The sequence below is a fragment of the Pseudomonas sp. PDM16 genome, assembly GCF_014851865.1.
Lineage (GTDB): Bacteria > Pseudomonadota > Gammaproteobacteria > Pseudomonadales > Pseudomonadaceae > Aquipseudomonas.
This window is the reverse complement of sequence record NZ_JACVAM010000002.1, coordinates 106,883-133,143: the sequence shown is the minus strand read 5'-3', so window position 1 is coordinate 133,143 and position 26,261 is coordinate 106,883. Positions and strand designations below refer to the sequence as shown.

Here is a 26,261-nt window from a genome sequence, read left to right as displayed (position 1 = left end):
TACAAATTGATTTTCTTGCACAACCTCGAATCACCGTGTTTACTTGTACAAGAATTTCTTCTTGTACAAGTATTGGGCGGGAGGTGCACATGGGGGATCGTCTCAAGCTCGGCATCAGCGCCTGCCTGCTCGGCGAGCGGGTGCGCTACAACGGCGGCCACAAGCGTTCGAGTCTATGCACCGAAGTACTGGCCGAGCATTTCGAGCTGGTCCCGGTATGCCCGGAAATGGCCATCGGCCTCGGCACCCCACGCCCATCGATTCGGCTGGTCGGCGATGCCGATGCCCCTCGCGCGCTGATACCCCAGACACACGACCGCGACCTGACCACCGAGCTGCGTGCACAGGGCGCCCGCATCGCACGCGAGATGGATGACATCAGCGGCTTCGTACTGATGCACAAGTCGCCCTCCTGCGGTCTGCACCGGGTCAAGCTGTACCGAGACAACGGCCACCTCGCCGAAGCCACCACCCGCGGCGTATTCGCGGCCACCCTGCACAACCTGCGCCCGGACCTGCCGCTGGAAGATGAAGGCCGCCTGCACGACCCGGTGCTGCGCGAGAACTTCCTCAACCGCGTATTCGTCTACGGTCGCTGGCAACGCCTGCTCGCCGCCGGTATCACCCGCCAGGGGCTGCTCGACTTCCACGCCCGCCACAAATACCTGTTGATGGCCACTCATCCGCAGCAACAGAAGGTCCTCGGTCGCCTGCTCAGTGATCTCAGCCGACAGGACCTGGCCGAGCTCGCTCCGCGCTACTTCCGCCAACTGATGGAAGCCCTGAGCCGCCAGGCCACCCGAGGTACTCACAGCAATGTGCTGCAGCACCTGAGCGGCTACCTCAAGCGGCACCTCGGCAACGCCGAGCGCACCGAACTGCAGCAGCTGATCGAGCAGTACCGCACCGGAGTGATCCCGCTGGTGGTGCCACTGACCCTGCTGCGCCACCACTTCAACCGCCATCCGGATGCCTACGTGGCCAACCAGGACTATCTGCGCCCGTATCCGGACGATCTCAGCCTGAGGAATGCGATTTGAGCGACACCCCACTCGACTACCAGAGCGCCCTGGCCCTGGGCTACCTGCCCATCCGCGAGGTGGCGCGCAGCACCGGGGTCAACCCGGTGACCCTGCGCGCCTGGGAACGCCGCTACGGCCTGGTGGTCCCGCACCGCACTGCCAAGGGCCATCGCCTGTATGCCCCGGAGCAGATCGAGCGCATCCAGCAGGTGCTGACCTGGCTCAACCGCGGCGTGGCGGTCGGCCAGGTGCGCGAGCTGCTGGAACAGAACGTGGCGCCGGAGACGGTAATCAGCGGCGTGTGGGACGAGCTGCGCCAGGCCATGCTGCACAGCGTGGCGCGCCAGGCCGAACGCAGCCTGGACGAAGCCTTCAACCGCGCCCAGGCGCTCTACCCGCCGAGCGTGCTGTGCGCGCAATTGCTGTTGCCACTGCTGGAAGAACTGGACCGGCGCTGGCGCGAGCTGCCCTTCGGCGCGCGCCTGGAGCAGGTGTTCTTCCACTCCTGGCTGCGCAGCAAGCTCGGTGCCCGTCTGTACCACGACAACCGCCAACAGGCCGGCGCGCCGCTGTTGCTGGTCAGCCAGTCGGAGCTGGAGCTGGAACCCGGCCTGTGGCTGTGCGCCTGGCTGTTCAACAGCGCCGGCTGCCAGGTGCAGGTGCTGGACTGGGCGGTGCCGCTCAACGAGCTGGTGCAGGCAGTGGACCACATCGCCCCACGCGCCCTGCTGCTGTATTCCAGCCAGGCCTTGGTAGCGCCGCTGCGCCATCAGCTGGCGCGCCTGCTCGACGCCTGCGCCGTTCCGCTGCTGCTGGCCGGCCCGGCCGCCAGCATCCACGCCGAAGAACTGAGCCAGGTGCAGGGCCTGCACCTGGCCGCCGACCCACTGCTGGCCGAACAGCACCTGCGTGCGCTGGGCCTGCTGGAGGACGCGTCATGCGCCAGCTGATCTGGTTGCGTAGCGACCTGCGCTGCGCCGACAACAGCGCCATGGCCGCCGCCATGGCCGCCGGCCCAACCCTGGCCGTGTACCTGATCAGCCCCGAGCAGTGGCGCGAGCATGACGACGCACCGTGCAAGGTCGACTTCTGGCTGCGCAACCTGGCCGAACTGCAGCCGCGCCTGGCCGCGCTCAACGTGCCGCTGCTGATCCGCGTGGCGCCACACTGGCGCGATGCCCCGCGGGTGCTGGCCGAGCTGTGCCGCGAGCACGACATCACCGGGGTATGGGTCAACGAGGAATATGGCATCCACGAGCAAGACCGCGACCAGGCGGTGGAGCACGAGTTGAGCCGCCACGGCGTAGCCGTTCACGCCCAGCTGGACCAACTGTTCTTCCGCCCCGGTAGCGTGCTGACCAAATCCGGTGGCTACTTCCAGGTCTTCAGCCAGTTCCGCAAGGTCTGCTATCAGCGCCTGCACACCGCCCTGCCGGCACTGGTGCCGATGCCGTCCCGCCAACAGCCGCTGGATATCGCCAGCGATGCCATTCCCGCCGAGATCGAAGGCTTCGCCACGCCAGATGCCACCCTGCGCGAGCACTGGCCAGCCGGCGAGGAAGCTGCTCGTGAGCGCCTGGCCCTGTTCGCCGACGAGCTGCTGAGCGGGTACCAGCAACGTCGCGACATCCCGGGCGTGGACGGCACCAGCCAGATGTCGCCCTACCTGGCCTGCGGCGCGATCTCGCCGCGCCAGTGCCTGCACGCCGCGCTGCGCAGCAACCAGGGCGAGTTCGAAACCGGTAATCCCGGCGCCGTCACCTGGATCAACGAGCTGCTCTGGCGCGAGTTCTACAAGCACATCCTGGTGGGTTACCCGCGCGTCTCCCGCCATCGCGCCTTCCGCCAGGAAACCGAGGCCCTGCGCTGGCGCCACGCACCAGCCGAACTGGCTGCCTGGCAGCAGGGCCGCACCGGCATCCCGCTGGTCGACGCCGCCATGCGCCAGTTGCTGGCCACCGGCTGGATGCACAACCGCCTGCGCATGGTGGTGGCGATGTACCTGACCAAGAACCTGTTGATCGACTGGCGCGAAGGCGAGCGCTGGTTCATGCGCCACCTGATCGACGGCGACCTGGCCGCCAACAACGGCGGCTGGCAGTGGAGCGCTTCCACCGGCACCGACGCGGCGCCCTACTTCCGCATTTTCAACCCGGTCAGCCAGTCACAGAAATTCGATCCGGACGGCCGCTTCATCCGGCGCTGGGTACCGGAACTGGCGGAGTTGGACAACCGCGACATCCACGATCCTTCTGCGCGCGGCGGTCTGTTCGGCGTGCCCGGTTACCCGGCACAACTGGTCGACCTCAGCGCTTCCCGCGAACGTGCCCTGAACGCGTTTCGCGACCTGCCCAGGAAGGTGAACGGCGATGACTGACTTCCTCCATGACTTCGCCCGGCGCTTCGCCGAGCTCAACGCCGGCAATCTGCACCAGCGCCTCGGCGAACTGTATGGCGAGGATGTGCACTTCCACGACCCGCTCCACGAAATCCACGGCCTGTCAGCCCTGCGCGATTACTACGCCGAGCTGTATGCCAACGTGCGTGAGCTGAGCTTCGACTTCCACGGCCATGACCGGGTCGGCGATCACGAAGGCTACCTGCGCTGGACCATGCATTACCGCCACCCCCGCCTGCGCGGCGGCGCCCTGTTGAGCCTGGAGGGCTGCTCGCACCTGCGCTGGCGCGACAGGGTCGAGTACCACCGCGACTACTTCGACGCCGGTGCCCTGCTCTACGAACACCTGCCGCTGCTGGGCGGCGCCATCCGCTGGCTCAAGGGGCGGTTGGCATGAGCCGGCGCATCTGGCTCACCGGTGCCAGCAGCGGCATGGGCGCCGCGCTGGCCGAGCTGCTGCTGCAACGTGGCGAGCGTGTGGCCCTGAGCGCACGCAACGCCGAGGCACTGGAAGCCATCGCCCGGCGCTATCCGCAGCAAGTGCTGCTGGTGCCCGGCAACCTGGGCGACAGCCGCCAGGTACGCCTGATCGGCGAGCGCATCGCCCAGCTCTGGGGCGCGCTGGACCAGGTAATACTCAACGCCGGCACCTGCGAATACATCGACGCTCAGCGCTTCGAGGCCGCCACCGTGGAGCGGGTAATGCGCGGCAACCTGCTGTCCGTCGCCTACTGCATTGAGGCTGCTCTGCCGCTGCTGCGCCTGGGCCAGGCTCCGCACCTGGTGCTGATGGGCAGCTCGGTGACGCACCTGGCCCTGCCGCGTGCCGGTGCCTACGGCGCATCCAAGGCCGCGCTGCGCTACCTCGCCGAATCGCTGCGCCTGGACCTGCCGGAGATCGACATCACCCTGGTCAGCCCAGGCTTCGTCGATACACCGCTGACTCGCCGCAACGACTTCCCCATGCCCATGCTCTGGTCGGTGGAACGCGCAGTCCAACACATCGCCGCACGCCTCGAACGGCGGCCGCTGGAGATCAGCTTTCCCTGGCGCTTCATCACCACCCTGCGCCTGCTCGCCCACCTGCCCGCCCGCCTGCGTCTGGCCCTTGGCAGTCGTCTCGCCCGAAAGGAATCCCCATGAAGATCGCCATCGTCGGCAGCGGCATTTCCGGCCTGACCTGCGCCTACCTGCTGCAGCGCCAGCATGAAGTCACGGTGTTCGAGGCCAGTGACTGGATCGGCGGCCACACCCACACCGTGGACGTCATCGTGGACGGCCAGCGTCATGCGCTGGATACCGGTTTCATCGTGTTCAACGACTGGACCTACCCCAATTTCATCCGCCTGCTGGACCAGTTGGGCGTCGCCTCCCAGGCCACCGAGATGAGCTTCTCCGTGCATGACCCGGTCAGTGGCGACGAGTACAACGGCAATAGCCTCAACAGCCTGTTCGCCCGCCGCCGCAACCTAGTCAGTCCGGTGTTCTGGGGCATGCTGCGCGACATCCTGCGCTTCAACCGCGAGACGCCAGCGGACCTGGCGCAGCAGCGCATCGCCGCCCACACCACCCTCGGTGACTACCTGCAGCAACGCGGCTATGGCGAACGCTTCATCCATCACTACATCGTGCCGATGGGCGCGGCCATCTGGTCCATGTCGCTGCAGGACATGCTCGGCTTCCCTCTGCAATTCTTCATCCGCTTCTTCGAGAACCACGGCCTGCTCTCGGTCAACGATCGCCCACAGTGGCGGGTCATCAGTGGCGGCTCGCGCAGCTACGTAGCACCACTGACGGCCGGTTTCGCCGAGCGCATCCGCCTCAACTGCCCGGTGCAGCGGGTAGAACGCGACGCCGAGGGCGTGACCTTGCACAGCCCGGCCGGGACCGAGCGCTTCGACCGCATCGTATTCGCCTGCCACAGTGACCAGGCACTGGACCTGCTGGCCACACCCACCCTGGCCGAGCAGGCCATCCTCGGTGACCTGCGCTACGCCGACAACGAGGTGGTGCTGCACACAGATACCCGCCTGCTGCCACGCCGGCGCTTGGCCTGGGCCAGCTGGAACTACCGCCTGGGCGGCCCCCGCGAGCAGCCGGCGGCGGTGACCTACAACATGAACATCCTGCAAGGCATCGAAGCCCCGCAGACCTTCTGTGTCAGCCTCAACCAGACCGCCAGCATCGACCCCGCGCTCATCCTCGGCCGCTATCGCTACGCCCACCCGCAGTACAGCCTGGCCGGGCTGCGCGCCCAACAGCGCTGGGCCGAACTGCTCGGCGCACAACACACCTACTACTGCGGGGCCTACTGGGCCAACGGCTTCCATGAGGACGGCGTGGTCAGCGCGCTGCGCGTGGCGGAAGCCCTCGGGGAGCGCCTGTGAACAGCGCGCTCTACCAGGGCTGGGTCAGCCATCGTAGGCATTTGCCGCGCGGCCACGCCTTCCGCTACCGCATGGGCCTGCTCTATCTGGACCTGAGCGAGCAGAGCGAAGTCCTGGCCCTCTCGCCCCTGGCCGGCCATTCGCGCTGGGCGCCCTTTGCGTTTCGTGAAAGCGATTACCTGCCACACCTCACCGTCGCCGGCATGCGCCTGGAGCAAGCCGTACGCCAGTGCGTCGAACAGGTCATGGGCCATGCCCCGCAGGGCCGCATCTGCCTGCTGACCCAGCCACGCAGCTGGGGCCTGGCCTTCAACCCGGCCAGCTTTTTCTACTGCTTCGAGTCGGACGGGCGCCTGGCCGCGATTCTCTGCGAGGTGAGCAACACACCCTGGCGCGAGCGCCATCACTACGTGCTGCCGACCCACGCCGAGGGCGAGTCGCGACAACGGGTAGCCAAGGCCTTCCACGTCTCGCCGTTCCTGCCACGTGACCTGGAATACCGCATGCGCTTCACGCCGCCCGGCGAGCACCTGCGCATCCACATGGAGGACTGGCAAGGCGAGGACCGGCTGTTCGAGGCCGGCCTGGGCCTGACCCGCGCCGAGCTGAACCGCACCAGCCTGCACCGCCACCTGGCGAGTTTCCCCTGGATGACGGCCAAGACCCTGCTGGCCATCTATTGGCAGGCCCTACGCCTGTTGATCAAACGCATGCCACTGTTCGACCACCACGCCGCGGATGACGAGCGCCCCGCCGCCCTACTGGAGCCCCGCCATGAAGAGTCCTGACCTGATTTCCGCCAAGAGCAGCGTACGCAGCGGCAATGGCCTGGGCGCCAACCTGCTGCGCCGCCTGGTACTGCGCCAGCTTGGCCAGCTGCGCCACGGCCGGCTCAGCGTGCTGGAGAACGGCGAGCGCCTGGAGTTCGGCCAGCACGATGCCGACCTGCACGCCGAGATCGAGGTACTCGATGCCGCACTGTGGCCGCTGGTGGCCGGAAACGGCTCGATCGGCTCGGGTGAAGCCTATATTCACGGTTACTGGCGCAGCCCGAACCTGACCGCGGTGATCCGCCTGTTCGTCGCCAATCTCGACATGTTGGACGGCATGGAACGCGGCCTCGCGCAGCTCTTCGGTCGCCCGCTGATGCAGGGTCTGCACTGGCTAAACCGCAACACCCGCGAAGGTTCGCGGCGCAACATCGCGGCCCACTACGATCTCGGCAATGCGCTGTTCGAACAGATGCTCGATCCGACCATGATGTACTCGGCCGCCATGTTCGAGCGCGACGATGACAGCCTGGAGAAGGCCCAGTTGAACAAGCTGGAGCGCATCTGCCAGAAGCTCGCACTGCGCCCCGAGGACCATCTGCTGGAGATCGGCACCGGCTGGGGCAGCATGGCCATCTATGCAGCCACCCACTACGGCTGCCGGGTGACCACCACTACCCTGTCGCGCGAGCAGCATGACTACACCCGCCGGCGCATTGAGGAGCAAGGCCTGCAAGAGCGCATCACCCTGCTGCTCAAGGATTACCGCGATCTCGACGGTGAGTACGACAAGCTGGTGTCCATCGAGATGGTCGAGGCCGTCGGCCATCGCTACCTGCCCGATTACTTCCGCCAGTGCAGCCGCCTGCTCAAGCCCGACGGGCTGATGCTGCTGCAGAGCATCACCATCCGCGACCAGCGCTACGAGCAGGCGTGCAAGTCGGTGGACTTCATCCAGCGCTACATCTTCCCCGGCGGTGCCCTGCCCTCGGTGCACAAGCTGCTGCAGGTGGTGACCAGCGAGACGGACATGAACCTGCACCACATGGAGGACTTCGGCCTGCACTACGCGCGCACCCTGCGCCTGTGGCACGACAACCTGCGGCGCGCTCGCCACCAGCTGGAGCAGCTGGGTTACGACCAGTACTTCTACCGGCTGTGGGAGTTCTACCTGTGCTACTGCGAGGGCGGCTTCCTCGAACGCAGCATCGGCACCGCCCAACTGCTGCTGGCCAAGGAAGGCGCACGCCCCACCCCACTGCTGGGCAACCTCCGCGCCTGATGAGCCCACTGCGCAGCAACCTGGCCAACGCCGCGCTGTTCCAGCTCGGCTGGCTGGCGTGCGTATTCGGTGCTCAGCGCCCCTGGTTGCTGGCAATCGCGCTGGCCTGCCTCGCCGTCCACCTGTGCCTGCTGGCTCGACCTGGCGAATGGCGCGGGCTGCTCAGCGTCACGCTGCTCGGCGGCGCGCTGGACAGCCTGCTGCTTCACCTCGGCGTGTTCGATTTCGGCGGCGGCCTCCTGCTACCGGCCTGGCTGGCCCTGCTCTGGGCGCTGTTCGCCAGCACGCTCCGCCACAGCCTGGCCTGGAGCGCTCGCCCCTGTTGGCTGGGCAGCCTGCTCGGCGCCCTCGGCGCACCACTGTCCTATCTCGGCGGCGCCCGGCTGGCCGGCGTCGAGCTGCCACTGGGGCTCTGGCCCACGCTGATACTGCTCGCCGTCATCTGGGCCGGAGTGATACCGGTGGCGCACCGGCTGGTCGGCAACGTCCGATCACGCTGAGGCTCGCCGGTCGGCCAGGCGAGCCTCCGCTCGCCACCTGCCGTACACTGCGCGCCCATGACGTCCATTCCCCACCTGCAACTTCCAGACAGCGAGACCAGCTGCAGCACCTGTGCCGCGTGCTGCTGCCAGCTGGAAGTGATGCTGATCACCGACACCGGCGTACCCCAGCGTTTCATCGATACCGATGACTGGGGCGGCGAAGTCATGCGCCGCCTGGACGATGGCTGGTGCGCGGCGCTGGACCGCGACAGCATGCGCTGCACCATCTATGAGGTGCGCCCGCTGATCTGCCGCGAATTCGCCACGGGCTCGGCCGAGTGCCACGACGAGCGCAGCGGCATGCATGGTATCTATCGCTGACTCGCAGACATGAAAAAGCCGGGCATTCGCCCGGCTTTTTCGGTAACGCAGCGATCAATCAGAAGCTGGTGCGGTAATGCAGGGTGTAGGCCTCGACCCCATCGTTCGGCTGCTTGATGCCGGCGTTGGAGTAGTGCACAGCACGGATGCCCACTTCCTGACCAGCGAAGCGCAGACCTGCACCAATGCGGTCTTCGAACTGGAAGGAAGAACCCAGCTCGTTGCTCTCCAGTTCGGTGTTGGCGAAAGCCGCCACGCCGATACCGGCCTCGATGTAGGGTTTCACGTTCTCGCCGGCGAACTCATAGACGAATACAGGAGAGAACGACAGGCTGTGGTTGCTGGACGTGTCGTCACCGTCCCAGTAGGTATAACCGGCATCCCAGTAACCGGTCAGGCGCCCTACGCTACTCTCCCACCAGCTGGTGTCCCAATCCCACTGGGCGCCAAGGCGATAGACCATGGTCGAGTCCCCGCTCTGGCCAACGGCCGCGGTGAAATCGACAGCTTGAGCGGAAAGGCTGGCCAGGCCGAGAGCTATCACGGTCGCCTGAGCAATTATTTTCTTCATGTAACCTTCCTGTTACCGAGGGGGTGATGAGCGCTTATCGCGCTGGAGTATAGAAAGTTTTCGTATCAGATAAAGATGCGATCGAAACGAAACAGTCACTTCGTCTCAAACAGGGAGCGACCGGACTTCCGCAAGTTCAGACAATAATTTCGGCAACGCACGCTCCATCTCCTGCACATCTCCACTGCTCCAATAGCGAGTAGCCGCTGCCGGCCCCACCGCCCGAAGGCCTCGCTTATCCAGCAATACCTGCAGATGCCGTGCCACCGCTGCCCCCGTGTCCACCAGACTGACCGACTCGGGCACCAATTCTCGTAGCACAGGCTCGATGAACGGGTAGTGGGTACAGCCAAGAATCAGCGTGTCGCAGCCCTCAGCCAACAGCGGTTCGACCCAACCATGCAGTAGCTCGCGAGTGAGCGGCGCATCCAGTTCGCCGGCCTCGATCTGCTCCACCAGCCCCGGGCAAGGCTGGGTGATCACGCGCACATCGCTGGCGAAGCGATCAAGCAGAGCAGCGAACTTGGCGCTCTTCAGGGTGCCGGTGGTGGCCAGTACACCGACCACGCCGCTGCGGGTAGCCGCTGCGGCAGGCTTGACTGCCGGCTCCATGCCGACGATGGGCAACTCGGGATAGCGTTCGCGCAGGTCGGCAACCGCCGCCGCAGTGGCGGTGTTGCAGGCCAGCACCAACGCCTTGGCGCCCTGCCCGAGGAGAAACTCGGCGATCTTCTGGCTGCGTTCGCGGATGAACTCCGGACTCTTCTCGCCGTAGGGCACATGACCGCTGTCGGCAACATACAGCAGCGACTCGTCCGGCAGCCGCGCCCGGACTTCGCGCAGCACCGAGAGGCCACCGACGCCAGAATCGAACAACCCGACCGGCGCCTGGCTCATGGCCGTGTCCCACACACCGCGCACCCTGGGTCGCGCTTGACCCGCAGTTCGCGAAAGCGCGATCCGAGCGCATCGATCAGCAGCAGGCGGCCCACCAGGGGCTCGCCGAAGCCGGCCAGCAGCTTGAGCGCCTCCAGCGCCTGCAGGCTACCGACCAACCCCACCAGCGGGCCGACCACGCCGGCCTCGCTGCAGGTCAGCTCGGCCTCGCTGCCGTGGCCGTACAGGCAGTGGTAGCAAGGGCTTGCCGCGTCGCTCGGGTCGAATACCGCAAGCTGGCCTTCCAGGCGAATCGCCGCACCGGATACCAACGGCCTGCCTGCCGCCACGCAGGCGGCGTTGACCGCTTCGCGCGTGGCGAAGTTGTCGCTGCAGTCCAGCACCAAGTCCACCGCCGCCACTGTGGCAGCCAACGAATCCTCATCCAGCGCCGCACGATGGGGCGCCAGCTTGATTTGCTCATTGATCGCGGCCAGGCGAGCCATGGCCGAATCGACCTTGGCCACGCCCACCTGGTTGCTGTCGTGAATGATCTGCCGCTGCAGATTGGTCAGGTCGACCGTGTCGAAGTCCGCCAGGTGCAGTTCGCCGACCCCGGCAGCGGCCAGGTACAACGCGACCGGCGAGCCGAGTCCACCGAGGCCGACAATCAGCACCCGGCTCTGCTTCAAGCGCAGCTGGCCGGCTACGTCGATCTGCGGCAGAAGAATCTGCCGGCTGTAGCGCAGCAGTTCGTCGTCGCTCAGCTCCACAGTCATGCGGCCCACTGCCCCAAGGAAATACGTTGGTGACCGCCCAGGTCGCGACTGCTCTCCACGGCGCTGAAGCCGGTGGCGCCGAGCAACGCGCGCACGGCCTCGGCCTGATCATAGCCGTGCTCCAGCAGCAGCCAGCCACCGGCCTGTAGATGCTGCGGCGCCTCACGAATGATCTGGCGAATATCGTCCAGGCCATCGGCACCGGCCACCAGCGCACTCATCGGCTCAAAGCGCACATCGCCCTCGGCCAGATGGCGGTCATCTGCGGCGATATAAGGTGGATTACTGACGATCAGGTCGAAGCGCTCGCCGGCCAGAGCATCGAACCAGCTGCTCCGGCGGAACTCGGCATTGCTCAGCTTGAGGCGCTGGCGATTGCGTTCGGCCAGTTCGACCGCCTCGGCGATGCGATCCACCCCAGTTACTTTCCAGCCGCCACGCTCACTGGCCAAGGCCAGGGCGATGGCGCCGGTGCCGGTGCCCAGGTCGAGCACTCGCAGCGGCGTGGCTGGGGCCAGTTGCAGGGCGGTCTCCACCAGCAGCTCGGTATCGGGGCGAGGAATCAGGGTATGCGGCGCGACTTCCAGATCCAGGCTCCAGAAGCCCTGGTGGCCGAGGATATAGGCCACCGGCTCGCCCGCGCGGCGGCGTTCGAGCATGGTGGCGAAGGCGGCCAACTGCTCGGCGCTCGGCTCGCGCTCGGGCCAGGTGCGCAGGTAGCTACGCGGCTTATCCAACGCGGCGGCCAGCAGCAGCTCGGCATCCAGGCGCGCCGTCGGCGAATACGGCAATGTCACGCTATCGAGCAGGGATTGGATGGTGGCCATGCACAAGGTCCTATGCCTGTGGCTTCCTCTCCCCTTGGGAGAGGGCTGGGGTGAGGGTGACACAGGCAACACGGAGCAACCTGAAATCCCCTCACCCCCGGCCCCTCTCCCGATAGGAGAGGGGTGAAATCAATCAATCGCCCAGGGCGGCCAACTGGTCGGCTTGGTATTCCTGCAGCAGCGGCTCGATCACCTGCTCCACTGCGCCACCGATCACCTCGTTCAGCGAGTACAGGGTCAGGTTGATGCGGTGATCGGTGACCCGCCCCTGCGGGAAGTTGTAGGTGCGGATGCGCTCGGAACGGTCGCCGGAGCCCACCAGCAGCTTGCGCGTGTCGGAGATTTCCTTGTGCGCAGCAGCATCCTGCTGATCCTGCAGCTTGGCCGCCAGCCAGGCCATGGCCTTGGCGCGGTTCTTGTGCTGCGAACGCTCTTCCTGGCACTCCACCACCATGCCGGTAGGCAGGTGAGTGATGCGGATAGCCGAGTCGGTCTTGTTCACGTGCTGGCCACCAGCCCCCGAGGAGCGGTAGGTATCCACGCGCAGGTCGGCCGGGTTGATCTCGACGGCCATCTGCTCGTCCGGCTCCGGCAATACGGCGACGGTGCAGGCAGAGGTGTGGATGCGGCCTTGTGATTCGGTCTCCGGCACGCGCTGCACGCGGTGGGCACCGGACTCGAACTTGAGCTTGGCGTAGACGTTGTCGCCTTCGACACGGCTGATGACTTCTTTATAACCACCGTGCTCGCCAATGCTCTCCGAGAGTATCTCGACCCGCCAGCCCTGGCGCTCGGCGTAGCGCGAGTACATGCGGAACAGGTCGCCGGAGAAGATCGCCGCCTCGTCGCCACCGGTACCAGCGCGGATCTCCAGGAACACGTTGCGCCCGTCGTTGGGGTCCTTGGGCAGCAGCATGCGTTGCAGGCGGTCTTCCAGTTCAACCAGCGCTGCCTTGGCCTGGGCAACCTCCTCCTCCGCCATCTCGCGCATTTCCGGATCGCCGTCCTTGAGCAGCGCCTGGGCGCCCTCGAGGTCATCCTGGGTCTTGCGGAAGTCGCGGTAGGCGCCGATCACCGGCTCGACCTCGGCGTACTCCTTGGAGTAGGCGCGGAAGCGGGTCTGGTCGCCGATCACCTCGCCATCGCCGAGCAGCGCGGTGAGCTCCTCGAAGCGGTCGTTGAGGATGTCGAGTTTCTTCAGCAGGGAGGCTTTCATGTCTTGCTCGGGCCCTCGTCGAGGGCAAACAGTTCCTGGGCCACGGCCAGCGCTTCGAAGCGGCCGTCGGCGGAGATTTTCTTCAGTTGCACGCTGGGCGCGTGCAACAGCTTGTTGGTCAGGCCGCGGGCCAGCTGGGCCAGCACGTCCTCGGCATTGCTGCCGTTAGCCAGCATGCGCTGGGCCTTGGCCAGTTCTTCGTCACGCAGGCGCTCGGCCTGCTGGCGATAGGCACGCAGCACATCCACCGCAGCCAGTTCGCGCAGACGCTGCATGAACTCGTCGGCACCGACACTGACCAGCTCCTCGGCGGCCTGAGCGGCGCCCTGGCGGCTCTTGAGATTTTCCTCGATGACCTCATGCAGATCATCGACGGTATAGAGGTAGACGTCGTCCAGCTCCCCCACTTCCGGCTCGATATCGCGTGGTACGGCGATGTCGACCATGAACATGGGCTTGTGCTTGCGCTGCTTGAGCGCACGCTCCACGGCACCCTTGCCGAGGATCGGCAGTTGACTGGCAGTGGAGCTGATGACGATATCGCTGTATGCCAGCTCCTGCGGAATGTCCGCCAGCAGCACGGCGTGTGCGCCAAACTGCTCGGCCAGCTGGCTGGCGCGTTCCAGGGTACGGTTGGCGACGACAATGCGCTTCACGCCCTGATCGTGCAGGTGGCGAGCGACCAGGCTGATGGTCTCGCCTGCACCGATCAGCAGGGCCTGGCTACGGTGCAAGTCGGCGAAGATCTGCTTGGCCAGGCTGACGGCGGCGAAGGCCACCGACACCGGGTTCTCGCCAATGGCGGTATCGGTGCGCACGGTCTTGGCAGTGCTGAAGGTGGCCTGGAACAGCCGGCCGAGCAGCGGGCCGACGGTGCCGGCCTCGCGCGCCACGGCATACGCCGACTTCATCTGACCGAGGATCTGCGGCTCGCCGAGGACCATGGAGTCCAGCCCGGAGGCCACACGCATCATGTGGCGGACGGCATCATTGTCCTGATGCACGTAGGCGCAGGCGCGCAGCTCGTCGAGGCTAAGGCGGTGGTAGTCGGCCAGCCAGCGCAGCACCTCGTCGGCGGACAACTGGTCCTGCTCCAGGTACAGCTCGCTGCGATTGCAGGTAGATAGGATCGCCGCCTCGCGACTGGGCGTGATGCGACACAGCTGCTGCAGAGCCTCGACCAGTTGCTCGGGGGTAAAAGCCACGCGCTCGCGGACGTCCACCGAGGCGGTCTTATGGTTGATGCCGAGGGCGAGGAAGGCCATGCAGGGTCGCTAAGGGAATTCGGGATAGCGGGCGATTGTCCTACGTCACCCAAGGGAGAACAACTATTGCGACAAATTGCCCCGATAGACACAGACCACCAAGGCACTCTCCAGCGAAACCCACGAGGCGCGGTGGGCTTGCGCCTCCCGCTTGTGTCATGATGCAGAAACGCCACGGACCGCACCTTTCCCTATGAATAAATCCCTCGCGTTGCTGACCGCCTCCCTCCTGCTCGCTGGCTGCCAGACCCTGGCACCCACGCCCGACGGCACGCCGCCGGTGGAAGATGCGACGGCTAGCAAAGCCCCAGCCGCTCCCCAACAGTACGCCTCGTTCAGCGAGGATACGCTGTACTCGCTGCTCGCCGCCGAGCTAGCCGGCCAGCGCAATCGCTTCGACATCGCCCTGGGCAACTACGTGCAGCAGGCCAATGCTACCCAGGACCCTGGTGTGGCCGAACGTTCCTTCCGTATTGCCGAGTATCTGGGTGCCGAACAGGCCGCACTGGACAGCGCCCTGATCTGGTCGAAGAGCGCCCCCGATAGCGTCGACGCCCAGCGCGCGGCCGCCGTGCAGCTGGCCAGAGCCGGCCGTTACGACGAATCCATGCAGTTCATGGAGAAGGTCCTGCAAGGTCAGGGCGACACCCACTTCGACTTCCTCGCCCTGTCCGCGGCCGAGACGGACCCAGACACCCGCGCCGGGCTGCTGCAGAGCTTCGACCGTCTGCTGCACAAATACCCGGAAAACGGCCAGTTGCTGTTCGGCAAGGCTCTGCTGCTGCATCAGGATGGCCGCGCCGAGGAAGCACTCGAACTGCTTGAGGACCATGCCGCCAGCGAGGAGGAAATCCCTCCACTGCTGCTACGCGCACGCCTGCTGCAGAGCCTGAATCGTGGCGAGGAAGCCTTGCCGCTGCTGAAGAAAGGGATCAAGCGCTACCCGGAAGACAAGCGGGTACGCCTGGCCTACGCGCGCCAGTTGGTCGAACTGCGCCGCCTGGACGATGCCAAGAGCGAGTTCGCCGGACTGGTTCAACAGTTCCCGGATGACGATGACCTGCGCTACTCGCTGGCGCTGGTCTGCCTGGAAGCCGAGGCCTGGGATGAAGCTGCCGTCTACCTGGAGGAACTGGTGGCACGCGACGCTCACACCGATGCCGCTCACTTCAACCTGGGTCGTATCTATGAACAGCGTGGCGACCAAGAAAGCGCGCTGCTCGAGTACGCGCTGGTCGGCCCGGGCGACGACTACCTGCCGGCCCAGGTCCGTCAGACCGAGATACTCTTCGACGGCGAACGCGCTGCCGAAGCGAGCAACCGACTCGGCCGCAGCCGCGAGAGCCAACCCGATTACGCCATCCAGCTGTACCTGATCGAATCGGAAGCACTGGCCAATCGCGAGCGACTGGACGAATCGTGGCGAGTGATCGACCAGGCGCTCGGGCAATTCCCCGGCGATACCAACCTGCTTTACACGCGCGCCATGCTCTCCGAGAGGCGCGGTGACCTGGCCGGACTGGAACGCGACCTGCGTGGCATCATCGAGCGCGAACCGGACAACGCCACCGCGCTCAATGCCCTCGGCTACACCCTTGCCGACCGCACCACTCGTTATGAGGAAGCCAGAGCGCTGATCGAGCGAGCACACGTGCTCAATCCGGGCGACCCCGCCACGCTCGACAGCCTCGGCTGGATCAATTATCGACTGGGCAATCTGGACGTGGCCGAGCGCCACCTTCGCGCAGCCCTGCTCAAGTTCCCCGATCACGAGGTGGCCGCCCATCTCGGCGAAGTACTGTGGGCCCAGGGCAAGCAGCGCGAAGCACGCGAGGTCTGGGCAAAGGCCCTTGAAGCCGCTCCCGATAGTCCCATCCTGCGCTCCACCATTCAGCGCCTGACCGGTTCCGAGAAGCTCTGACCCATGTTTCGCCACACCCTCGCCCTCTGCCTGATTGCCCTTCTCGCCGGCTGCGCCGGCCTCACCAGCCGTGAATCCGTCGAAGGCCAGGGCGATGCGCAGCAATGGCAGGCGCATAAAGCCAGGGTTGCCGCCCTGGACGGCTGGCAGATCAGCGGCAAGGTCGGCATACGCGCGCCCAAGGACTCCGGCAGCGGCACGCTGTTCTGGCTGCAACGCCAGGGCTACTACGACATTCGCCTGTCCGGCCCACTCGGCCGTGGCGCCGCGCGCCTGACCGGTCGCGAAGGCAATGTGCTGCTGGAAGTGGCCAACCAGGGCCGCTATCAGGCCGAATCCCCCGAGGCCCTGCTCGAAGAACAACTGGGCTGGCGCCTGCCTGTCTCTCACCTGTTCTGGTGGGTGCGCGGCCTGCCCGCACCCGACAGCAAGAGCCGTGTCACCCTTGACGCCGACAGCCACTTATCCCGCCTGGAGCAGGATGGCTGGCAGCTGCAGTACCTGAGCTATGCCGAGCAGAACGGCTATCGCCTGCCGGAACGCATCAAGCTGCATGGCACCGACCTCGATATCACTCTGGTGATCAAGGACTGGCAGCCACGCCAGCTCGGCCAATGAGCACCGTCATTCCCGCCGCGGCGCAGCTGGTCCTGCCCGCCCCGGCCAAGCTCAATCTGATGCTACACATCCTCGGCCGCCGCGCCGACGGCTACCACCAGCTGCAGACCGTGTTCCAGTTCCTCGACCACGGGGACGAACTAGGCTTCGCCCTGCGCGAGGATAGCGAGATCCGCCTGAACATCGAGGTGGCCGGCGTACCGCATGATGCCAACCTGATCGTTCGCGCCGCGCGCCGTTTGCAGCAGGAATCCGGCACTACCCTCGGTGCCGATATCTGGCTGGACAAGCGCCTGCCCATGGGCGGCGGTATTGGCGGCGGCAGCTCAGATGCCGCCACCACCCTGCTCGGCCTCAACCATCTATGGCAGCTGGGCTGGGACGAAGACCGCCTGGCCGCTCTGGGCCTGACCCTGGGCGCGGACGTACCGGTGTTCGTCCGAGGCCGCGCAGCCTTCGCCGAAGGCGTGGGTGAGCAGTTGCAGCCGGTAGAGCTTGCAGAGCCCTGGTTTCTGGTCGCCATCCCACAGGTCAGCATCAGCACCGCGGAAGTTTTTGCCGACCCCGAGTTGACACGTGATACCCCCGCCATTACAGTTCGCAGCCTTCCTGAGGGGGGCGGTCGTAATGACTGCCAACCGGTTGTCGAGAAACGTTACCCAGAAGTGTGTAACGCTCTGAAAACGCTCAACAAATTTGTTGCAGCGAAGATGACTGGAACCGGAGCTTGTGTGTTTGGGAGCTTCCCAAACCAGGCCGATGCTGATAAAGTCTCGCGCCAACTTCCGGCCACCCTGCCGAACTTCATCGCTCGCGGCTGCAATCGGTCTCCGTTGCATCGCAAGCTCGAAACGGCAACTCGGAAGTGAATGCGGGACGCGATACAGGGGCGTCGCCAAGCGGTAAGGCAGCAGGTTTTGATCCTGCCATGCGTTGGTTCGAATCCAGCCGCCCCTGCCATATCTTCCCAGCATTCGACTAATTACCTTAGGGGCGTCGCCAAGCGGTAAGGCAGCAGGTTTTGATCCTGCCATGCGTTGGTTCGAATCCAGCCGCCCCTGCCATACTCTCGAAAGCTGTTCAGGAAGCCTGCTTGCTGAACAGCTTTTTTCATCGGAACCACACCAGGCAGGTACTGCGCGTGTCCAAGATGATGGTCTTCACGGGGAACTCCAACCCCGACCTGGCTCGTCGCATCGTGCGTCAGCTGCATATCCCTCTGGGCGATGCATCCGTAGGCAAGTTCTCCGACGGCGAAATCAGCGCCGAGATCAACGAGAACGTGCGCGGCAAGGATGTCTTCATCATCCAGCCAACCTGCGCGCCGACCAACGACAACCTGATGGAACTGGTAGTGATGGCTGATGCCTTCCGCCGCTCCTCAGCCACTCGTATCACTGCCGTGATCCCCTACTTCGGCTATGCCCGCCAGGATCGCCGTCCGCGCTCCGCTCGCGTGGCAATCAGCGCCAAGGTAGTGGCCGACATGCTGACCGTGGTCGGCATCGACCGCGTGCTCACCGTCGACCTGCACGCCGACCAGATCCAGGGCTTCTTCGATGTCCCGGTGGACAACATCTACGGCTCGCCGGTACTGACCGACGACATCCAGGATCAGCGCTTCGAGAACCTGATGATCGTCTCTCCGGACATCGGCGGCGTGGTTCGCGCCCGCGCCGTGGCCAAGAGCCTGGGCGTCGACCTGGCGATCATCGACAAGCGTCGTGAGAAGGCCAACGTTTCCGAAGTCATGCACATCATTGGCGATGTCGAAGGCCGCACCTGCGTGCTGGTCGACGACATGGTCGATACCGCCGGCACCCTCTGCCACGCCGCCAAGGCGCTGAAAGAGCACGGCGCCTCGAAGGTCTACGCCTACGCCACCCACCCGGTGCTGTCGGGGCGCGCCATCGAGAACCTGGAAAATTCCGTGCTGGACGCACTGGTTGTGACCAACACCATCCCGCTGTCCGCCGCCGCCCAGGCCTGCTCCCGCATTCGTCAGCTGGACATGGCCCCGGTTATCGCCGAAGCGGTTCGCCGCATCAGCAACGAAGAATCGATCAGCGCGATGTTCCGCTAGGCGGAACCTCCCTGAGCGACAAGTGCCCCGCCGCGTGCGGGGCTTTTTGCCCAACCGTCCGCACGCTGGTCGCAAGCGCTTCGGACGGTTTGGTCTATTTGGAGAACTGTAATGACTAATTTTGCCCTGAATGCCAACGTGCGTTCCGACCTGGGGAAAGGTGCGAGCCGCCGCCTGCGTCGTAACGAAAGCCTGGTTCCTGCCGTGATCTACGGTGGCGAGAAGCCGGCCCAATCCATCAGCATCCTCGCCAAAGAACTGGCCAAGCTGCTGGAAAACGAAGCCGCCTTCAGCCACGTACTGGCCCTGACCGTTGACGGCGCTGCCGAAAACGTCGTGATCAAGGCCCTGCAACGCCACCCGTCCAAAGGCTACGTGATGCACGCTGACTTCGTCCGCGTCGTTGCCGGCCAGAAGCTGAGCGCCCACGTTCCCCTGCACTTCGTCAACGAAGCCAGCTCGGTTGGCGTGAAGCAGCAAGGCGGCGAAGTGTCCCACACCATCTCCGAAGTCGAAGTTTCCTGCCAGCCGCAAGACCTGCCGGAATTCATCGAAGTCGACCTGGCAAAAGTGGAAGTCGGCCAGATCGTTCACCTGTCCGACATCAAACTGCCGAAAGGCGTCGAGCTGGTGGCCCTGGCCCACGGCAACGACCTGGCAGTTGCCAACATTCACGCTTCGCGCGTAGCGAAAGACGAGGAAGGCGCAGCCGAGTAATTCACTCGCTCGCCTGCTAAGGGAAGGGCTCCTACGTGACTGCCGTGCAACTGATCGTCGGCCTGGGTAATCCAGGCCCCGAATACGACCAGACCCGGCATAACGCAGGGGCCCTTTTCGTTGAGCGCCTGGCCGACCAGCAACGCGTCAGCCTGAGCCTCGACAAGAAATATTCCGGCCTGGTGGGCAAATTCAGCCATCAGGGACACGACGTTCGTCTGCTTATCCCCACCACCTTCATGAACCGCAGCGGCCAGTCCGTGGCGGCGCTGGCGAATTTTTTCCGGATCAGCCCGGACGCCATCCTGGTGGCCCACGACGAACTCGACATGCCTCCCGGCGTCGCCAAACTCAAACTCGGCGGCGGCCACGGCGGGCACAACGGCCTGCGCGACATCATCGCCCAGCTCGGCAATCAGAACGGCTTCTACCGCCTGCGCCTCGGCATCGGCCATCCTGGCCACGCCAGCCTGGTCTCCGGCTTCGTCCTCGGCCGCGCGCCGCGTAGCGAGCAGGAGCTGCTGGACAAGAGCGTCGACAACGCCCTGGGCGTACTGCCCGAGATGCTCGCCGGCGACTGGACCCGCGCCATGCAAAAACTGCACAGCCAGAAAGCCTGACCCCTTTTCACGACTTCATCTCCGCGAGGGATACACCATGGGATTCAACTGCGGCATCGTCGGCCTGCCCAACGTCGGCAAGTCCACCCTGTTCAACGCCCTCACCAAATCCGGCATCGCCGCGGAGAACTTCCCGTTCTGCACCATCGAGCCGAACAGCGGCATCGTACCCATGCCCGATAGCCGCCTGGACGCCCTGGCTGCCATCGTCAAACCCGAGCGCGTGATCCCCACCACCATGGAGTTCGTCGACATCGCCGGCCTGGTGGCGGGTGCCTCCAAGGGTGAAGGCCTGGGCAACAAGTTCCTCGCCAACATCCGCGAGACCGACGCCATAGCCCACGTGGTGCGCTGCTTCGAAGACGAGAACGTCATCCACGTCGCCAACAGCGTCGATCCCAAGCGCGATATCGAAATCATCGACCTCGAACTGATCTTCGCCGACCTCGACAGCTGCGAGAAGCAACTGCAGAAGGTCGCCCGCAACGCCAAGGGTGGCGACAAGGAAGCCCTGGCGCAGAAGGCCATTCTCGAGAAGCTCATCCCCCACTTCACCGAAGGCAAGCCTGCACGCAGCCTGATGAAGAACATGAGCGCCGACGAGAAGCTGGTCATTCGCGGCTTCCACCTGCTGACCAGCAAACCGGTGATGTACATCGCCAACGTCGCCGAAGACGGCTTCGACAACAACCCGCACCTCGACGTGGTTCGCGCCATCGCCGAGGAAGAAGGTGCGGTTGTAGTACCGGTGTGCAACAAGATCGAGGCCGAGATCGCCGAACTGGACGAAGACGAGGAGAAACAGATGTTCCTCGAATCCATGGGCATGGAAGAGCCGGGCCTGAACCGCGTGATCCGCGCCGGTTACGACCTGCTCAACCTGCAGACCTACTTCACCGCCGGCGTTAAGGAAGTCCGCGCCTGGACCGTGCGCATCGGCGCCACCGCCCCCCAGGCCGCCGCCGTGATCCACACCGACTTCGAGAAAGGCTTCATCCGCGCCGAAGTGGTGGCCTACGACGACTTCATCCAGTTCAAGGGTGAAAGCGGCGCCAAGGAAGCCGGAAAGTGGCGCCTGGAAGGCAAGGAATACATCGTCAAGGACGGCGACGTGATGCACTTCCGCTTCAACGTCTAAGCCACACAAGGCTCGAACACAGAACCCCTTGAGGATCACCTCAAGGGGTTTTTCTTTGCCGGCAGCCCCTCATCACCAGCTCAACAGGAACATTGCCTTGGCGAGGAACAGGATGCCCAGCATCTGGGTGAGTACGCTGATATGGATCGCCCGCGAGCGTGCGGGAGTCATCCGCCCACTACGCATCAGGGCTACCACCAGCATGAAGTGACCGAGAATGCTCAAGGCCAGGCAGATCTTCAACGCCAGGAGCGTACCAAAGCTGCTCTCGAACGGCGCTGCGAGTGCCGATCGATAATGCCAAGCCAGACCGAGCCCCGCGCCATAGAGGGCCAGCACGACCCAATGCATCACGCTTCGTGCCCGTTGCCCCAGCGCCTTGGATAGCCGCTCACGAGGCTCGGCCTCCAGTTGCCGAGCGGCACGACTCAGTATCATCACCTCGAAGAAGACGCCGCCGATAAAGAACGCAGCAGCGGTCAGGTGAATGAATTTAAGCAGCAGGTACATTTTGCCTCCTATGCCCGTCGGACGCCCCACGGCAGGGGCAGAACCGCGAGATGAATACCGATCGGCGGACGCAGGAGAAGATGCAGGCACGCCAGATGCCCATGGAAGCCACCTTCGAAGGGGGGGCAGCAATGCAACCGGCTTCAGGGGTGCGATGATGATCGCTACCTTCGAGAGGCTAGATCGCCAGCACTCTCCCGGACCACTCGACACGCCAGCATCATGCCGAATACATGGCCCTGAGGGGATGATCGAGGTCAACTAGCACCGGTTTCAGGAGACACCAGTGGCGAAGAGGCCTATCCGATCAGCTGGAGCCCGGCGGCAAGGAGTCATACATGGACGACTGCTTATAGAAGTCATGGACATGGCGCAACAGGACCATGATCACCGCGGCCACCGGCAGTGCCAATAGCACGCCCGTAAAGCCAAACAGCTGGCCGCCAGCGAGGATGGCGAAGATCACGGCGACCGGATGCAGCCCGATCCGGTCGCCGACGAGCATGGGAGTCAGCACCATGCCTTCCAGCAACTGGCCGATACTGAAGACCACAACGATACCGATCAGCGGGTACAGCTCGAAGCCTGCGTACTGGAACAGCGCAGCCACCACCGCAGCGCCAAAGCCAACGATGAAGCCCATGTACGGCACGATGCTGGCCAGACCGGCGAGCAAGCCGATCAGCAGCCCCAGCTCGAGGCCGATGACCATCAGCCCCATCGAATAAATGCCCGCAAGCGCCAGCATCACCAACAACTGGCCACGCATGAAAGCACCAAGCACCTCATGACATTCGCCGACCAGGCTCACTATCAGACCCTCCCGAGCCCTTGGCAGCAGGTTCTGCAGCTTGGCCATCATCAGGTCCCAATCACGCAGCAGGTAGAAGGCTACCACCGGAATCAGGAACAGGTTACCCAGCCAGCCCAGCAGCGCCAGACTCGATGCCGTGGCCTGTGCCAGCAGGCCACCGACGATATCGGTGGTCTTGCCCAGATGCCCGGACAGCGCCTGCTTGAGCTGGTCGAAACGCCAGAAGCCTTCGGCCAGGCCAAGCTGCGCCTGCACCCAGGGCAGCGCCTGATGCTGGGCCCAGTCCAGGCCCTGGGGAGCCAACTCGTAGAGACGTACCAACTGACGTCCCAGCATGGGGATCAGCACCAGCAGCATGACCAGCAGCACCAGGCTGAAGAGGCTGAAGACGATGACCACACCCCAGGTGCGCGACAGCCCTCGCTTCTCCAGGCGATCCACCAGCGGATCGCCCATGTAGGCCAGCAGCATCGCCACGAGGAAGGGAGACAGGATGGGGGTGAGCAGATAGATCAACCAGCCGCAAAGAAACAGTCCGGCCAGCCACATCCAGCGCCGCGAATCGGTCATCTCAGGCACTCCGCCTCTAGTGAAAGGTTTGCATGCCCGCATACCGGGCATTGCACGTATCAGTCCTTGAACGCGAACCGCGGTTACCAGCGGAAGCGCATGAGATTGACTGGCGCCGGAGCGGGCGCAGCCTGGGGATCAGTGCCGGCATCCAGCGGCGCGGCGTCAGCCGGCACCTCTTGCAGGCCAGCCAGGCCCAACTGGGCACGCAGCTGCTCGGCGCTGGCATTGACCTGCCAGACCATCTGATCGCCCTTGATCCGCAGCAGGCGAGCGGCGAAAGGCTCAAGCAGGCGCTCAAGTTCGGCGTAGCGACCCAGGTCAGCACCCTGAATTTCCAGTGTCAGGGCGCTGGCGGCGCCCGGTTTGACCAGGAAGCGCGGGGCCAGGCGCTCGCTTACGGCCAGCAGCACGGCGTCGGCCAGGGCCTTCTGGTCCGCACCCTGGGCCTTGCCCTGCTCGCGAGCATCGCCCAGCCACAAACGCCACTCGGCCTGCCACTGGCCGCCCTCCTCACGAGCCTGTACAGCCAGCAGAGCATCGGCGCCGTAGCGCTCCGAGGCCGGCTGCAACACGTCTGGCTGGGCCGCGCCGAGGTTTTCCGGGGTAGCGGCCAACTGCTCTTGCAAATCGGCCAGAGGAAGACGTAGCGGCAGACCGCGGTGCTGGGCGGCCTGGCGCACCGGAGAGGCCGCCTCTTGACCATCGCCTACAAGGCTTGCGCCCTCGGCACTGGTGTTCAGCCACCAGACCAGAATGGCCGGGCGATTGGCGCCCCACAACGCCAGGCCGGCCTGGCGCAACTTGTTCTCGGTGGTCAGTGGATCGAAGTCCACAACCAGGTTTTCACCTTCATACACGTATTGGCTGACCAACTGCTGCGGGTCCTGGCGCACACCCTCCAGTGCAGGACTCTGCACCGCCTTGGCGTCGCCCGTCAGACGCAGAACCAGCGTCTCCAGCGCGCGATTGAGGCCGGCGGTGCGCTCTTCGGGCTGCTGGCTGGTGACCGGTTCACGCACCTGATAAAGGCCGCTGACCGTCTCGGCCAGGGCCGGCAGGCTGAGCAGCGAAAGACAGAGGGCAAGCAGGCGGACGGACAGGCGCATCGATAGAGTCTCGGCTCGAAGTAACGCGCCTGCATGGCGCGTGAAGGGCTATACCTTAAACAGCCGCCTGTCCCCCGGCAACCGTCGTGCCCGGTGGCCGCTGGCGGGCAAGCCTGATAAAATCGCGCGCCTTTGCGGACCGGTCCGCGCCAACGCCGGCCGCCCACAGCATTCCCCCTTTCCAAAGGCCTGAAACCATGAGCAAGCAACCTTCCCTCAGCTACAAGGATGCAGGTGTCGACATCGACGCCGGCGAAGCCCTGGTCGAACGCATCAAAGGCGTGGCCAAGCGCACCGCGCGTCCGGAAGTCATGGGTGGCCTGGGTGGTTTCGGCGCCCTCTGCGAAATTCCCGCCGGCTACAAGCAGCCGGTACTGGTGTCCGGCACCGACGGCGTCGGCACCAAGCTGCGTCTGGCGCTGAACCTGAACAAGCACGACAGCATCGGCCAGGACCTGGTCGCCATGTGCGTCAACGATCTGGTCGTATGCGGCGCCGAGCCGCTGTTCTTCCTCGACTACTATGCCACCGGCAAGCTCAACGTCGACGTGGCCGCCACCGTGGTCACCGGTATCGGCGCTGGTTGCGAGCTGGCCGGCTGTTCCCTGGTCGGTGGTGAAACCGCCGAGATGCCGGGCATGTACGAAGGCGAAGACTACGACCTGGCCGGCTTCTGCGTCGGCGTGGTGGAGAAGGCCGAGATCATCGACGGCTCGAAAGTGGTCACCGGCGACGCCCTGATCGCCCTGCCCTCCTCCGGCCCGCACTCCAACGGCTACTCGCTGATCCGCAAGATCCTAGAAGTGTCCGGCACCGACATCGAAAACACCGAGCTGAACGGCAGCAAACTGGCCGACCTGCTGATGGCGCCGACCCGTATCTACGTCAAGCCGCTGCTGAAGCTGATCAAGGACACCGACGCAGTGAAGGCCATGGCCCACATCACCGGCGGAGGTCTGCTCGACAACATCCCGCGCGTGCTGCCGGAAGGAGCCCAGGCGGTGATCGACGTGGCCAGCTGGAACCGCCCGGCCGTGTTCGACTTCCTGCAGGAAAAAGGCAACGTCGACGAGCACGAGATGCACCGCGTACTGAACTGCGGCGTCGGCATGGTCATCTGCGTCGCCCAGGACCAGGTCGAGGCCACCCTGGCCAGCCTGCGCGCCTCGGGTGAAACCCCGTGGGTGATCGGCCAGATCGCCCAGGCCGCCGAAGGTGCCGAACTGGTCGTGCTGAACAATCTGAAAGCCCACTGATGGCCGACTGCAATGTCGTGGTGCTGATTTCGGGGTCCGGCAGCAACCTGCAGGCCCTGATCGACAGCATCGCCAAAGACGGCAACCCGGCCCGCATCGCCGCGGTGATTTCCAACCGCGCCGACGCCTACGGGCTGGAACGGGCCAAGCAGGCTGGCATCGCCACTCTGGTCTTAGACCACAAGCAGTTCGACGGCCGCGAGGCCTTTGACGCCGCGCTGGTCGAAGCCATCGACGGCTTCGATCCGCAGCTGGTGGTGCTGGCCGGTTTCATGCGCATCCTCACCGGCGGTTTCGTGCGTCACTATGAAGGCCGTCTGCTGAATATCCACCCCTCGCTGCTGCCCAAGTACAAGGGGCTGCACACCCACCAGCGTGCGCTGGAGGCTGGTGACAGCGAGCATGGCTGCAGTGTGCACTTCGTCACCGAGGAACTCGATGGCGGGCCTCTGGTCGTACAGGCGGTGGTGCCGGTAGAGTCTGGCGATACGCCGGAAAGCCTGGCCCAGCGCGTGCATTTCCAGGAGCATCACATCTATCCTCTGGCGATGCGCTGGTTCGCCGAAGGCCGTTTGCAACTGGGCGCCAGCGGCGCACAACTGGACGGCAAGGACCTGCCGGCCACCGGACACCTGATCCGCACATAGGA

28 protein-coding genes and 2 tRNA genes are annotated in these 26,261 nt (G+C 64.9%); 21 read left to right on the top strand and 9 right to left on the bottom strand.

What is annotated here, in order from left to right; translation table 11 throughout:
• Window positions 1-89 precede the first annotated feature (89 nt).
• Genes IB234_RS07045 through IB234_RS07000 form a run of 10 tightly spaced genes read left to right on the top strand, consistent with a single transcriptional unit; the run spans window position 90 to window position 8,722 of the window.
• Window positions 90-1,040 carry a YbgA family protein gene (locus IB234_RS07045; protein WP_192315890.1) on the top strand — a complete coding sequence of 317 codons (951 nt, stop codon included), beginning with the start codon at window positions 90-92 and terminating at the stop codon, window positions 1,038-1,040.
• Window positions 1,037-1,972 (top strand): MerR family transcriptional regulator, encoded by a 936-nt coding sequence (locus tag IB234_RS07040; RefSeq protein WP_192315887.1) that lies wholly within the window; start codon window positions 1,037-1,039, stop codon window positions 1,970-1,972. Before IB234_RS07045 ends, IB234_RS07040 begins: the two co-directional genes overlap by 4 nt.
• Entirely contained in the window at window positions 1,960-3,399 is a 1,440-nt protein-coding gene (gene phrB, locus IB234_RS07035) for a deoxyribodipyrimidine photo-lyase (RefSeq protein ID WP_192315885.1), read from the top strand. The genes IB234_RS07040 and phrB overlap by 13 nt, the downstream gene beginning before the upstream one ends.
• Complete coding sequence (locus IB234_RS07030; protein WP_192315883.1) at window positions 3,392-3,817, top strand: nuclear transport factor 2 family protein; 426 nt, start codon at window positions 3,392-3,394, stop codon at window positions 3,815-3,817. Before phrB ends, IB234_RS07030 begins: the two co-directional genes overlap by 8 nt.
• Entirely contained in the window at window positions 3,814-4,563 is a 750-nt protein-coding gene (locus IB234_RS07025; protein ID WP_192315881.1) for an SDR family NAD(P)-dependent oxidoreductase, read from the top strand. Before IB234_RS07030 ends, IB234_RS07025 begins: the two co-directional genes overlap by 4 nt.
• Window positions 4,560-5,807, top strand: a complete 1,248-nt coding sequence (locus IB234_RS07020; protein WP_192315879.1) for an NAD(P)/FAD-dependent oxidoreductase — start codon at window positions 4,560-4,562, stop codon at window positions 5,805-5,807. The genes IB234_RS07025 and IB234_RS07020 overlap by 4 nt, the downstream gene beginning before the upstream one ends.
• Complete coding sequence (locus IB234_RS07015; protein WP_192315877.1) at window positions 5,804-6,595, top strand: DUF1365 domain-containing protein; 792 nt, start codon at window positions 5,804-5,806, stop codon at window positions 6,593-6,595. The genes IB234_RS07020 and IB234_RS07015 overlap by 4 nt, the downstream gene beginning before the upstream one ends.
• Window positions 6,582-7,859, top strand: coding sequence for an SAM-dependent methyltransferase (locus tag IB234_RS07010; RefSeq protein ID WP_192315875.1), 1,278 nt, complete (start codon window positions 6,582-6,584; stop codon window positions 7,857-7,859). The genes IB234_RS07015 and IB234_RS07010 overlap by 14 nt, the downstream gene beginning before the upstream one ends.
• Entirely contained in the window at window positions 7,859-8,359 is a 501-nt protein-coding gene (locus IB234_RS07005; RefSeq protein WP_412547905.1) for a DUF2878 domain-containing protein, read from the top strand. The genes IB234_RS07010 and IB234_RS07005 overlap by 1 nt, the downstream gene beginning before the upstream one ends.
• A gap of 57 nt (window positions 8,360-8,416) precedes the next feature.
• Complete coding sequence (locus tag IB234_RS07000; RefSeq protein WP_192315873.1) at window positions 8,417-8,722, top strand: YkgJ family cysteine cluster protein; 306 nt, start codon at window positions 8,417-8,419, stop codon at window positions 8,720-8,722.
• 58 nt (window positions 8,723-8,780) lie between these two features.
• Here the strand turns inward: IB234_RS07000 and IB234_RS06995 are convergent, their stop codons facing one another.
• From IB234_RS06995 to hemA, 6 genes are all read right to left on the bottom strand, one after another.
• On the bottom strand, window positions 8,781-9,293 hold the full coding sequence (locus IB234_RS06995) for an acyloxyacyl hydrolase (protein WP_192315871.1): 513 nt from the start codon (window positions 9,291-9,293) through the stop codon (window positions 8,781-8,783).
• 105 nt (window positions 9,294-9,398) lie between these two features.
• Window positions 9,399-10,190 carry a glutamate racemase gene (murI, locus tag IB234_RS06990; protein ID WP_192315869.1) on the bottom strand — a complete coding sequence of 264 codons (792 nt, stop codon included), beginning with the start codon at window positions 10,188-10,190 and terminating at the stop codon, window positions 9,399-9,401.
• A complete protein-coding gene (locus tag IB234_RS06985) occupies window positions 10,187-10,948 on the bottom strand; it encodes a molybdopterin-synthase adenylyltransferase MoeB (RefSeq protein ID WP_192315867.1) in 762 nt (253 codons plus the stop codon). The genes murI and IB234_RS06985 overlap by 4 nt, the downstream gene beginning before the upstream one ends.
• Window positions 10,945-11,775 (bottom strand): peptide chain release factor N(5)-glutamine methyltransferase, encoded by an 831-nt coding sequence (gene prmC / locus IB234_RS06980; RefSeq protein ID WP_192315865.1) that lies wholly within the window; start codon window positions 11,773-11,775, stop codon window positions 10,945-10,947. Before prmC ends, IB234_RS06985 begins: the two co-directional genes overlap by 4 nt.
• Window positions 11,776-11,908: 133 nt before the next feature.
• Entirely contained in the window at window positions 11,909-12,991 is a 1,083-nt protein-coding gene (gene prfA / locus IB234_RS06975; RefSeq protein ID WP_192315863.1) for a peptide chain release factor 1, read from the bottom strand.
• Window positions 12,988-14,256 (bottom strand): glutamyl-tRNA reductase, encoded by a 1,269-nt coding sequence (gene hemA / locus IB234_RS06970; protein ID WP_192315861.1) that lies wholly within the window; start codon window positions 14,254-14,256, stop codon window positions 12,988-12,990. The genes prfA and hemA overlap by 4 nt, the downstream gene beginning before the upstream one ends.
• A gap of 193 nt (window positions 14,257-14,449) precedes the next feature.
• Between hemA and IB234_RS06965 the strand changes: the two genes are divergently transcribed.
• From IB234_RS06965 to ychF, 9 genes are all read left to right on the top strand, one after another.
• Window positions 14,450-16,177, top strand: a complete 1,728-nt coding sequence (locus IB234_RS06965) for a tetratricopeptide repeat protein (protein WP_192315859.1) — start codon at window positions 14,450-14,452, stop codon at window positions 16,175-16,177.
• 3 nt (window positions 16,178-16,180) lie between these two features.
• The gene (gene lolB / locus IB234_RS06960; protein ID WP_192315857.1) at window positions 16,181-16,795 is read left to right on the top strand and encodes a lipoprotein insertase outer membrane protein LolB; all 615 of its coding nucleotides are present in this window, start codon (window positions 16,181-16,183) and stop codon (window positions 16,793-16,795) included.
• Window positions 16,792-17,664, top strand: coding sequence for a 4-(cytidine 5'-diphospho)-2-C-methyl-D-erythritol kinase (gene ispE, locus IB234_RS06955; protein ID WP_192315855.1), 873 nt, complete (start codon window positions 16,792-16,794; stop codon window positions 17,662-17,664). Before lolB ends, ispE begins: the two co-directional genes overlap by 4 nt.
• A 16-nt stretch (window positions 17,665-17,680) precedes the next feature.
• A tRNA-Gln gene (locus tag IB234_RS06950) sits at window positions 17,681-17,755 on the top strand.
• A gap of 29 nt (window positions 17,756-17,784) precedes the next feature.
• A tRNA-Gln gene (locus IB234_RS06945) sits at window positions 17,785-17,859 on the top strand.
• Between the two features lie 77 nt (window positions 17,860-17,936).
• Entirely contained in the window at window positions 17,937-18,878 is a 942-nt protein-coding gene (locus tag IB234_RS06940; RefSeq protein WP_043307172.1) for a ribose-phosphate pyrophosphokinase, read from the top strand.
• Window positions 18,879-18,989: 111 nt separating this feature from the next.
• Entirely contained in the window at window positions 18,990-19,595 is a 606-nt protein-coding gene (locus IB234_RS06935) for a 50S ribosomal protein L25/general stress protein Ctc (RefSeq protein WP_192315853.1), read from the top strand.
• A gap of 35 nt (window positions 19,596-19,630) precedes the next feature.
• Window positions 19,631-20,215 (top strand): aminoacyl-tRNA hydrolase, encoded by a 585-nt coding sequence (pth, locus tag IB234_RS06930; protein WP_192315851.1) that lies wholly within the window; start codon window positions 19,631-19,633, stop codon window positions 20,213-20,215.
• A 37-nt stretch (window positions 20,216-20,252) separates the two neighbouring features.
• Window positions 20,253-21,353: a redox-regulated ATPase YchF gene (ychF, locus tag IB234_RS06925; protein WP_192315849.1), complete on the top strand. Its 1,101-nt coding sequence runs from the start codon at window positions 20,253-20,255 to the stop codon at window positions 21,351-21,353.
• Window positions 21,354-21,425: 72 nt separating this feature from the next.
• On the opposite strand, the gene IB234_RS06920 is transcribed toward ychF, so the two are convergent.
• The 3 genes from IB234_RS06920 to IB234_RS06910 all read right to left on the bottom strand — a co-directional run bounded on the left by IB234_RS06920 (window position 21,426) and on the right by IB234_RS06910 (window position 24,356).
• The gene (locus tag IB234_RS06920; protein WP_192315847.1) at window positions 21,426-21,863 is read right to left on the bottom strand and encodes a CopD family copper resistance protein; all 438 of its coding nucleotides are present in this window, start codon (window positions 21,861-21,863) and stop codon (window positions 21,426-21,428) included.
• A gap of 307 nt (window positions 21,864-22,170) precedes the next feature.
• Window positions 22,171-23,247: an AI-2E family transporter gene (locus tag IB234_RS06915; RefSeq protein ID WP_192315845.1), complete on the bottom strand. Its 1,077-nt coding sequence runs from the start codon at window positions 23,245-23,247 to the stop codon at window positions 22,171-22,173.
• Window positions 23,248-23,330: 83 nt separating this feature from the next.
• Entirely contained in the window at window positions 23,331-24,356 is a 1,026-nt protein-coding gene (locus tag IB234_RS06910; protein WP_192315843.1) for a DUF2066 domain-containing protein, read from the bottom strand.
• Between the two features lie 197 nt (window positions 24,357-24,553).
• Here IB234_RS06910 and purM point away from each other — a divergent pair, with 197 nt between their 5' ends.
• A complete protein-coding gene (gene purM, locus IB234_RS06905) occupies window positions 24,554-25,612 on the top strand; it encodes a phosphoribosylformylglycinamidine cyclo-ligase (RefSeq protein WP_192315841.1) in 1,059 nt (352 codons plus the stop codon).
• Window positions 25,612-26,259, top strand: a complete 648-nt coding sequence (gene purN, locus IB234_RS06900; protein ID WP_412547904.1) for a phosphoribosylglycinamide formyltransferase — start codon at window positions 25,612-25,614, stop codon at window positions 26,257-26,259. Before purM ends, purN begins: the two co-directional genes overlap by 1 nt.
• The last annotated feature ends 2 nt before the right edge of the window (window positions 26,260-26,261 follow it).

What these genes read in the sequence shown, in the direction of transcription:
- IB234_RS07045 (WP_192315890.1), top strand. Translation starts at nt 90, where the DNA reads ATGGGGGATCGTCTCAAGCTCGGCATCAGCGCCTGCCTGCTCGGCGAG.
- phrB (WP_192315885.1), top strand. Translation starts at nt 1,960, where the DNA reads ATGCGCCAGCTGATCTGGTTGCGTAGCGACCTGCGCTGCGCCGACAAC.
- IB234_RS07030 (WP_192315883.1), top strand. Translation starts at nt 3,392, where the DNA reads ATGACTGACTTCCTCCATGACTTCGCCCGGCGCTTCGCCGAGCTCAAC.
- IB234_RS07025 (WP_192315881.1), top strand. Translation starts at nt 3,814, where the DNA reads ATGAGCCGGCGCATCTGGCTCACCGGTGCCAGCAGCGGCATGGGCGCC.
- IB234_RS07020 (WP_192315879.1), top strand. Translation starts at nt 4,560, where the DNA reads ATGAAGATCGCCATCGTCGGCAGCGGCATTTCCGGCCTGACCTGCGCC.
- IB234_RS07010 (WP_192315875.1), top strand. Translation starts at nt 6,582, where the DNA reads ATGAAGAGTCCTGACCTGATTTCCGCCAAGAGCAGCGTACGCAGCGGC.
- IB234_RS07005 (WP_412547905.1), top strand. Translation starts at nt 7,859, where the DNA reads ATGAGCCCACTGCGCAGCAACCTGGCCAACGCCGCGCTGTTCCAGCTC.
- IB234_RS07000 (WP_192315873.1), top strand. Translation starts at nt 8,417, where the DNA reads ATGACGTCCATTCCCCACCTGCAACTTCCAGACAGCGAGACCAGCTGC.
- IB234_RS06995 (WP_192315871.1), bottom strand. Translation starts at nt 9,293, where the DNA reads ATGAAGAAAATAATTGCTCAGGCGACCGTGATAGCTCTCGGCCTGGCC.
- murI (WP_192315869.1), bottom strand. Translation starts at nt 10,190, where the DNA reads ATGAGCCAGGCGCCGGTCGGGTTGTTCGATTCTGGCGTCGGTGGCCTC.
- IB234_RS06985 (WP_192315867.1), bottom strand. Translation starts at nt 10,948, where the DNA reads ATGACTGTGGAGCTGAGCGACGACGAACTGCTGCGCTACAGCCGGCAG.
- prmC (WP_192315865.1), bottom strand. Translation starts at nt 11,775, where the DNA reads ATGGCCACCATCCAATCCCTGCTCGATAGCGTGACATTGCCGTATTCG.
- prfA (WP_192315863.1), bottom strand. Translation starts at nt 12,991, where the DNA reads ATGAAAGCCTCCCTGCTGAAGAAACTCGACATCCTCAACGACCGCTTC.
- hemA (WP_192315861.1), bottom strand. Translation starts at nt 14,256, where the DNA reads ATGGCCTTCCTCGCCCTCGGCATCAACCATAAGACCGCCTCGGTGGAC.
- IB234_RS06965 (WP_192315859.1), top strand. Translation starts at nt 14,450, where the DNA reads ATGAATAAATCCCTCGCGTTGCTGACCGCCTCCCTCCTGCTCGCTGGC.
- lolB (WP_192315857.1), top strand. Translation starts at nt 16,181, where the DNA reads ATGTTTCGCCACACCCTCGCCCTCTGCCTGATTGCCCTTCTCGCCGGC.
- ispE (WP_192315855.1), top strand. Translation starts at nt 16,792, where the DNA reads ATGAGCACCGTCATTCCCGCCGCGGCGCAGCTGGTCCTGCCCGCCCCG.
- IB234_RS06935 (WP_192315853.1), top strand. Translation starts at nt 18,990, where the DNA reads ATGACTAATTTTGCCCTGAATGCCAACGTGCGTTCCGACCTGGGGAAA.
- ychF (WP_192315849.1), top strand. Translation starts at nt 20,253, where the DNA reads ATGGGATTCAACTGCGGCATCGTCGGCCTGCCCAACGTCGGCAAGTCC.
- IB234_RS06920 (WP_192315847.1), bottom strand. Translation starts at nt 21,863, where the DNA reads ATGTACCTGCTGCTTAAATTCATTCACCTGACCGCTGCTGCGTTCTTT.
- IB234_RS06915 (WP_192315845.1), bottom strand. Translation starts at nt 23,247, where the DNA reads ATGACCGATTCGCGGCGCTGGATGTGGCTGGCCGGACTGTTTCTTTGC.
- IB234_RS06910 (WP_192315843.1), bottom strand. Translation starts at nt 24,356, where the DNA reads ATGCGCCTGTCCGTCCGCCTGCTTGCCCTCTGTCTTTCGCTGCTCAGC.
- purM (WP_192315841.1), top strand. Translation starts at nt 24,554, where the DNA reads ATGAGCAAGCAACCTTCCCTCAGCTACAAGGATGCAGGTGTCGACATC.
- purN (WP_412547904.1), top strand. Translation starts at nt 25,612, where the DNA reads ATGGCCGACTGCAATGTCGTGGTGCTGATTTCGGGGTCCGGCAGCAAC.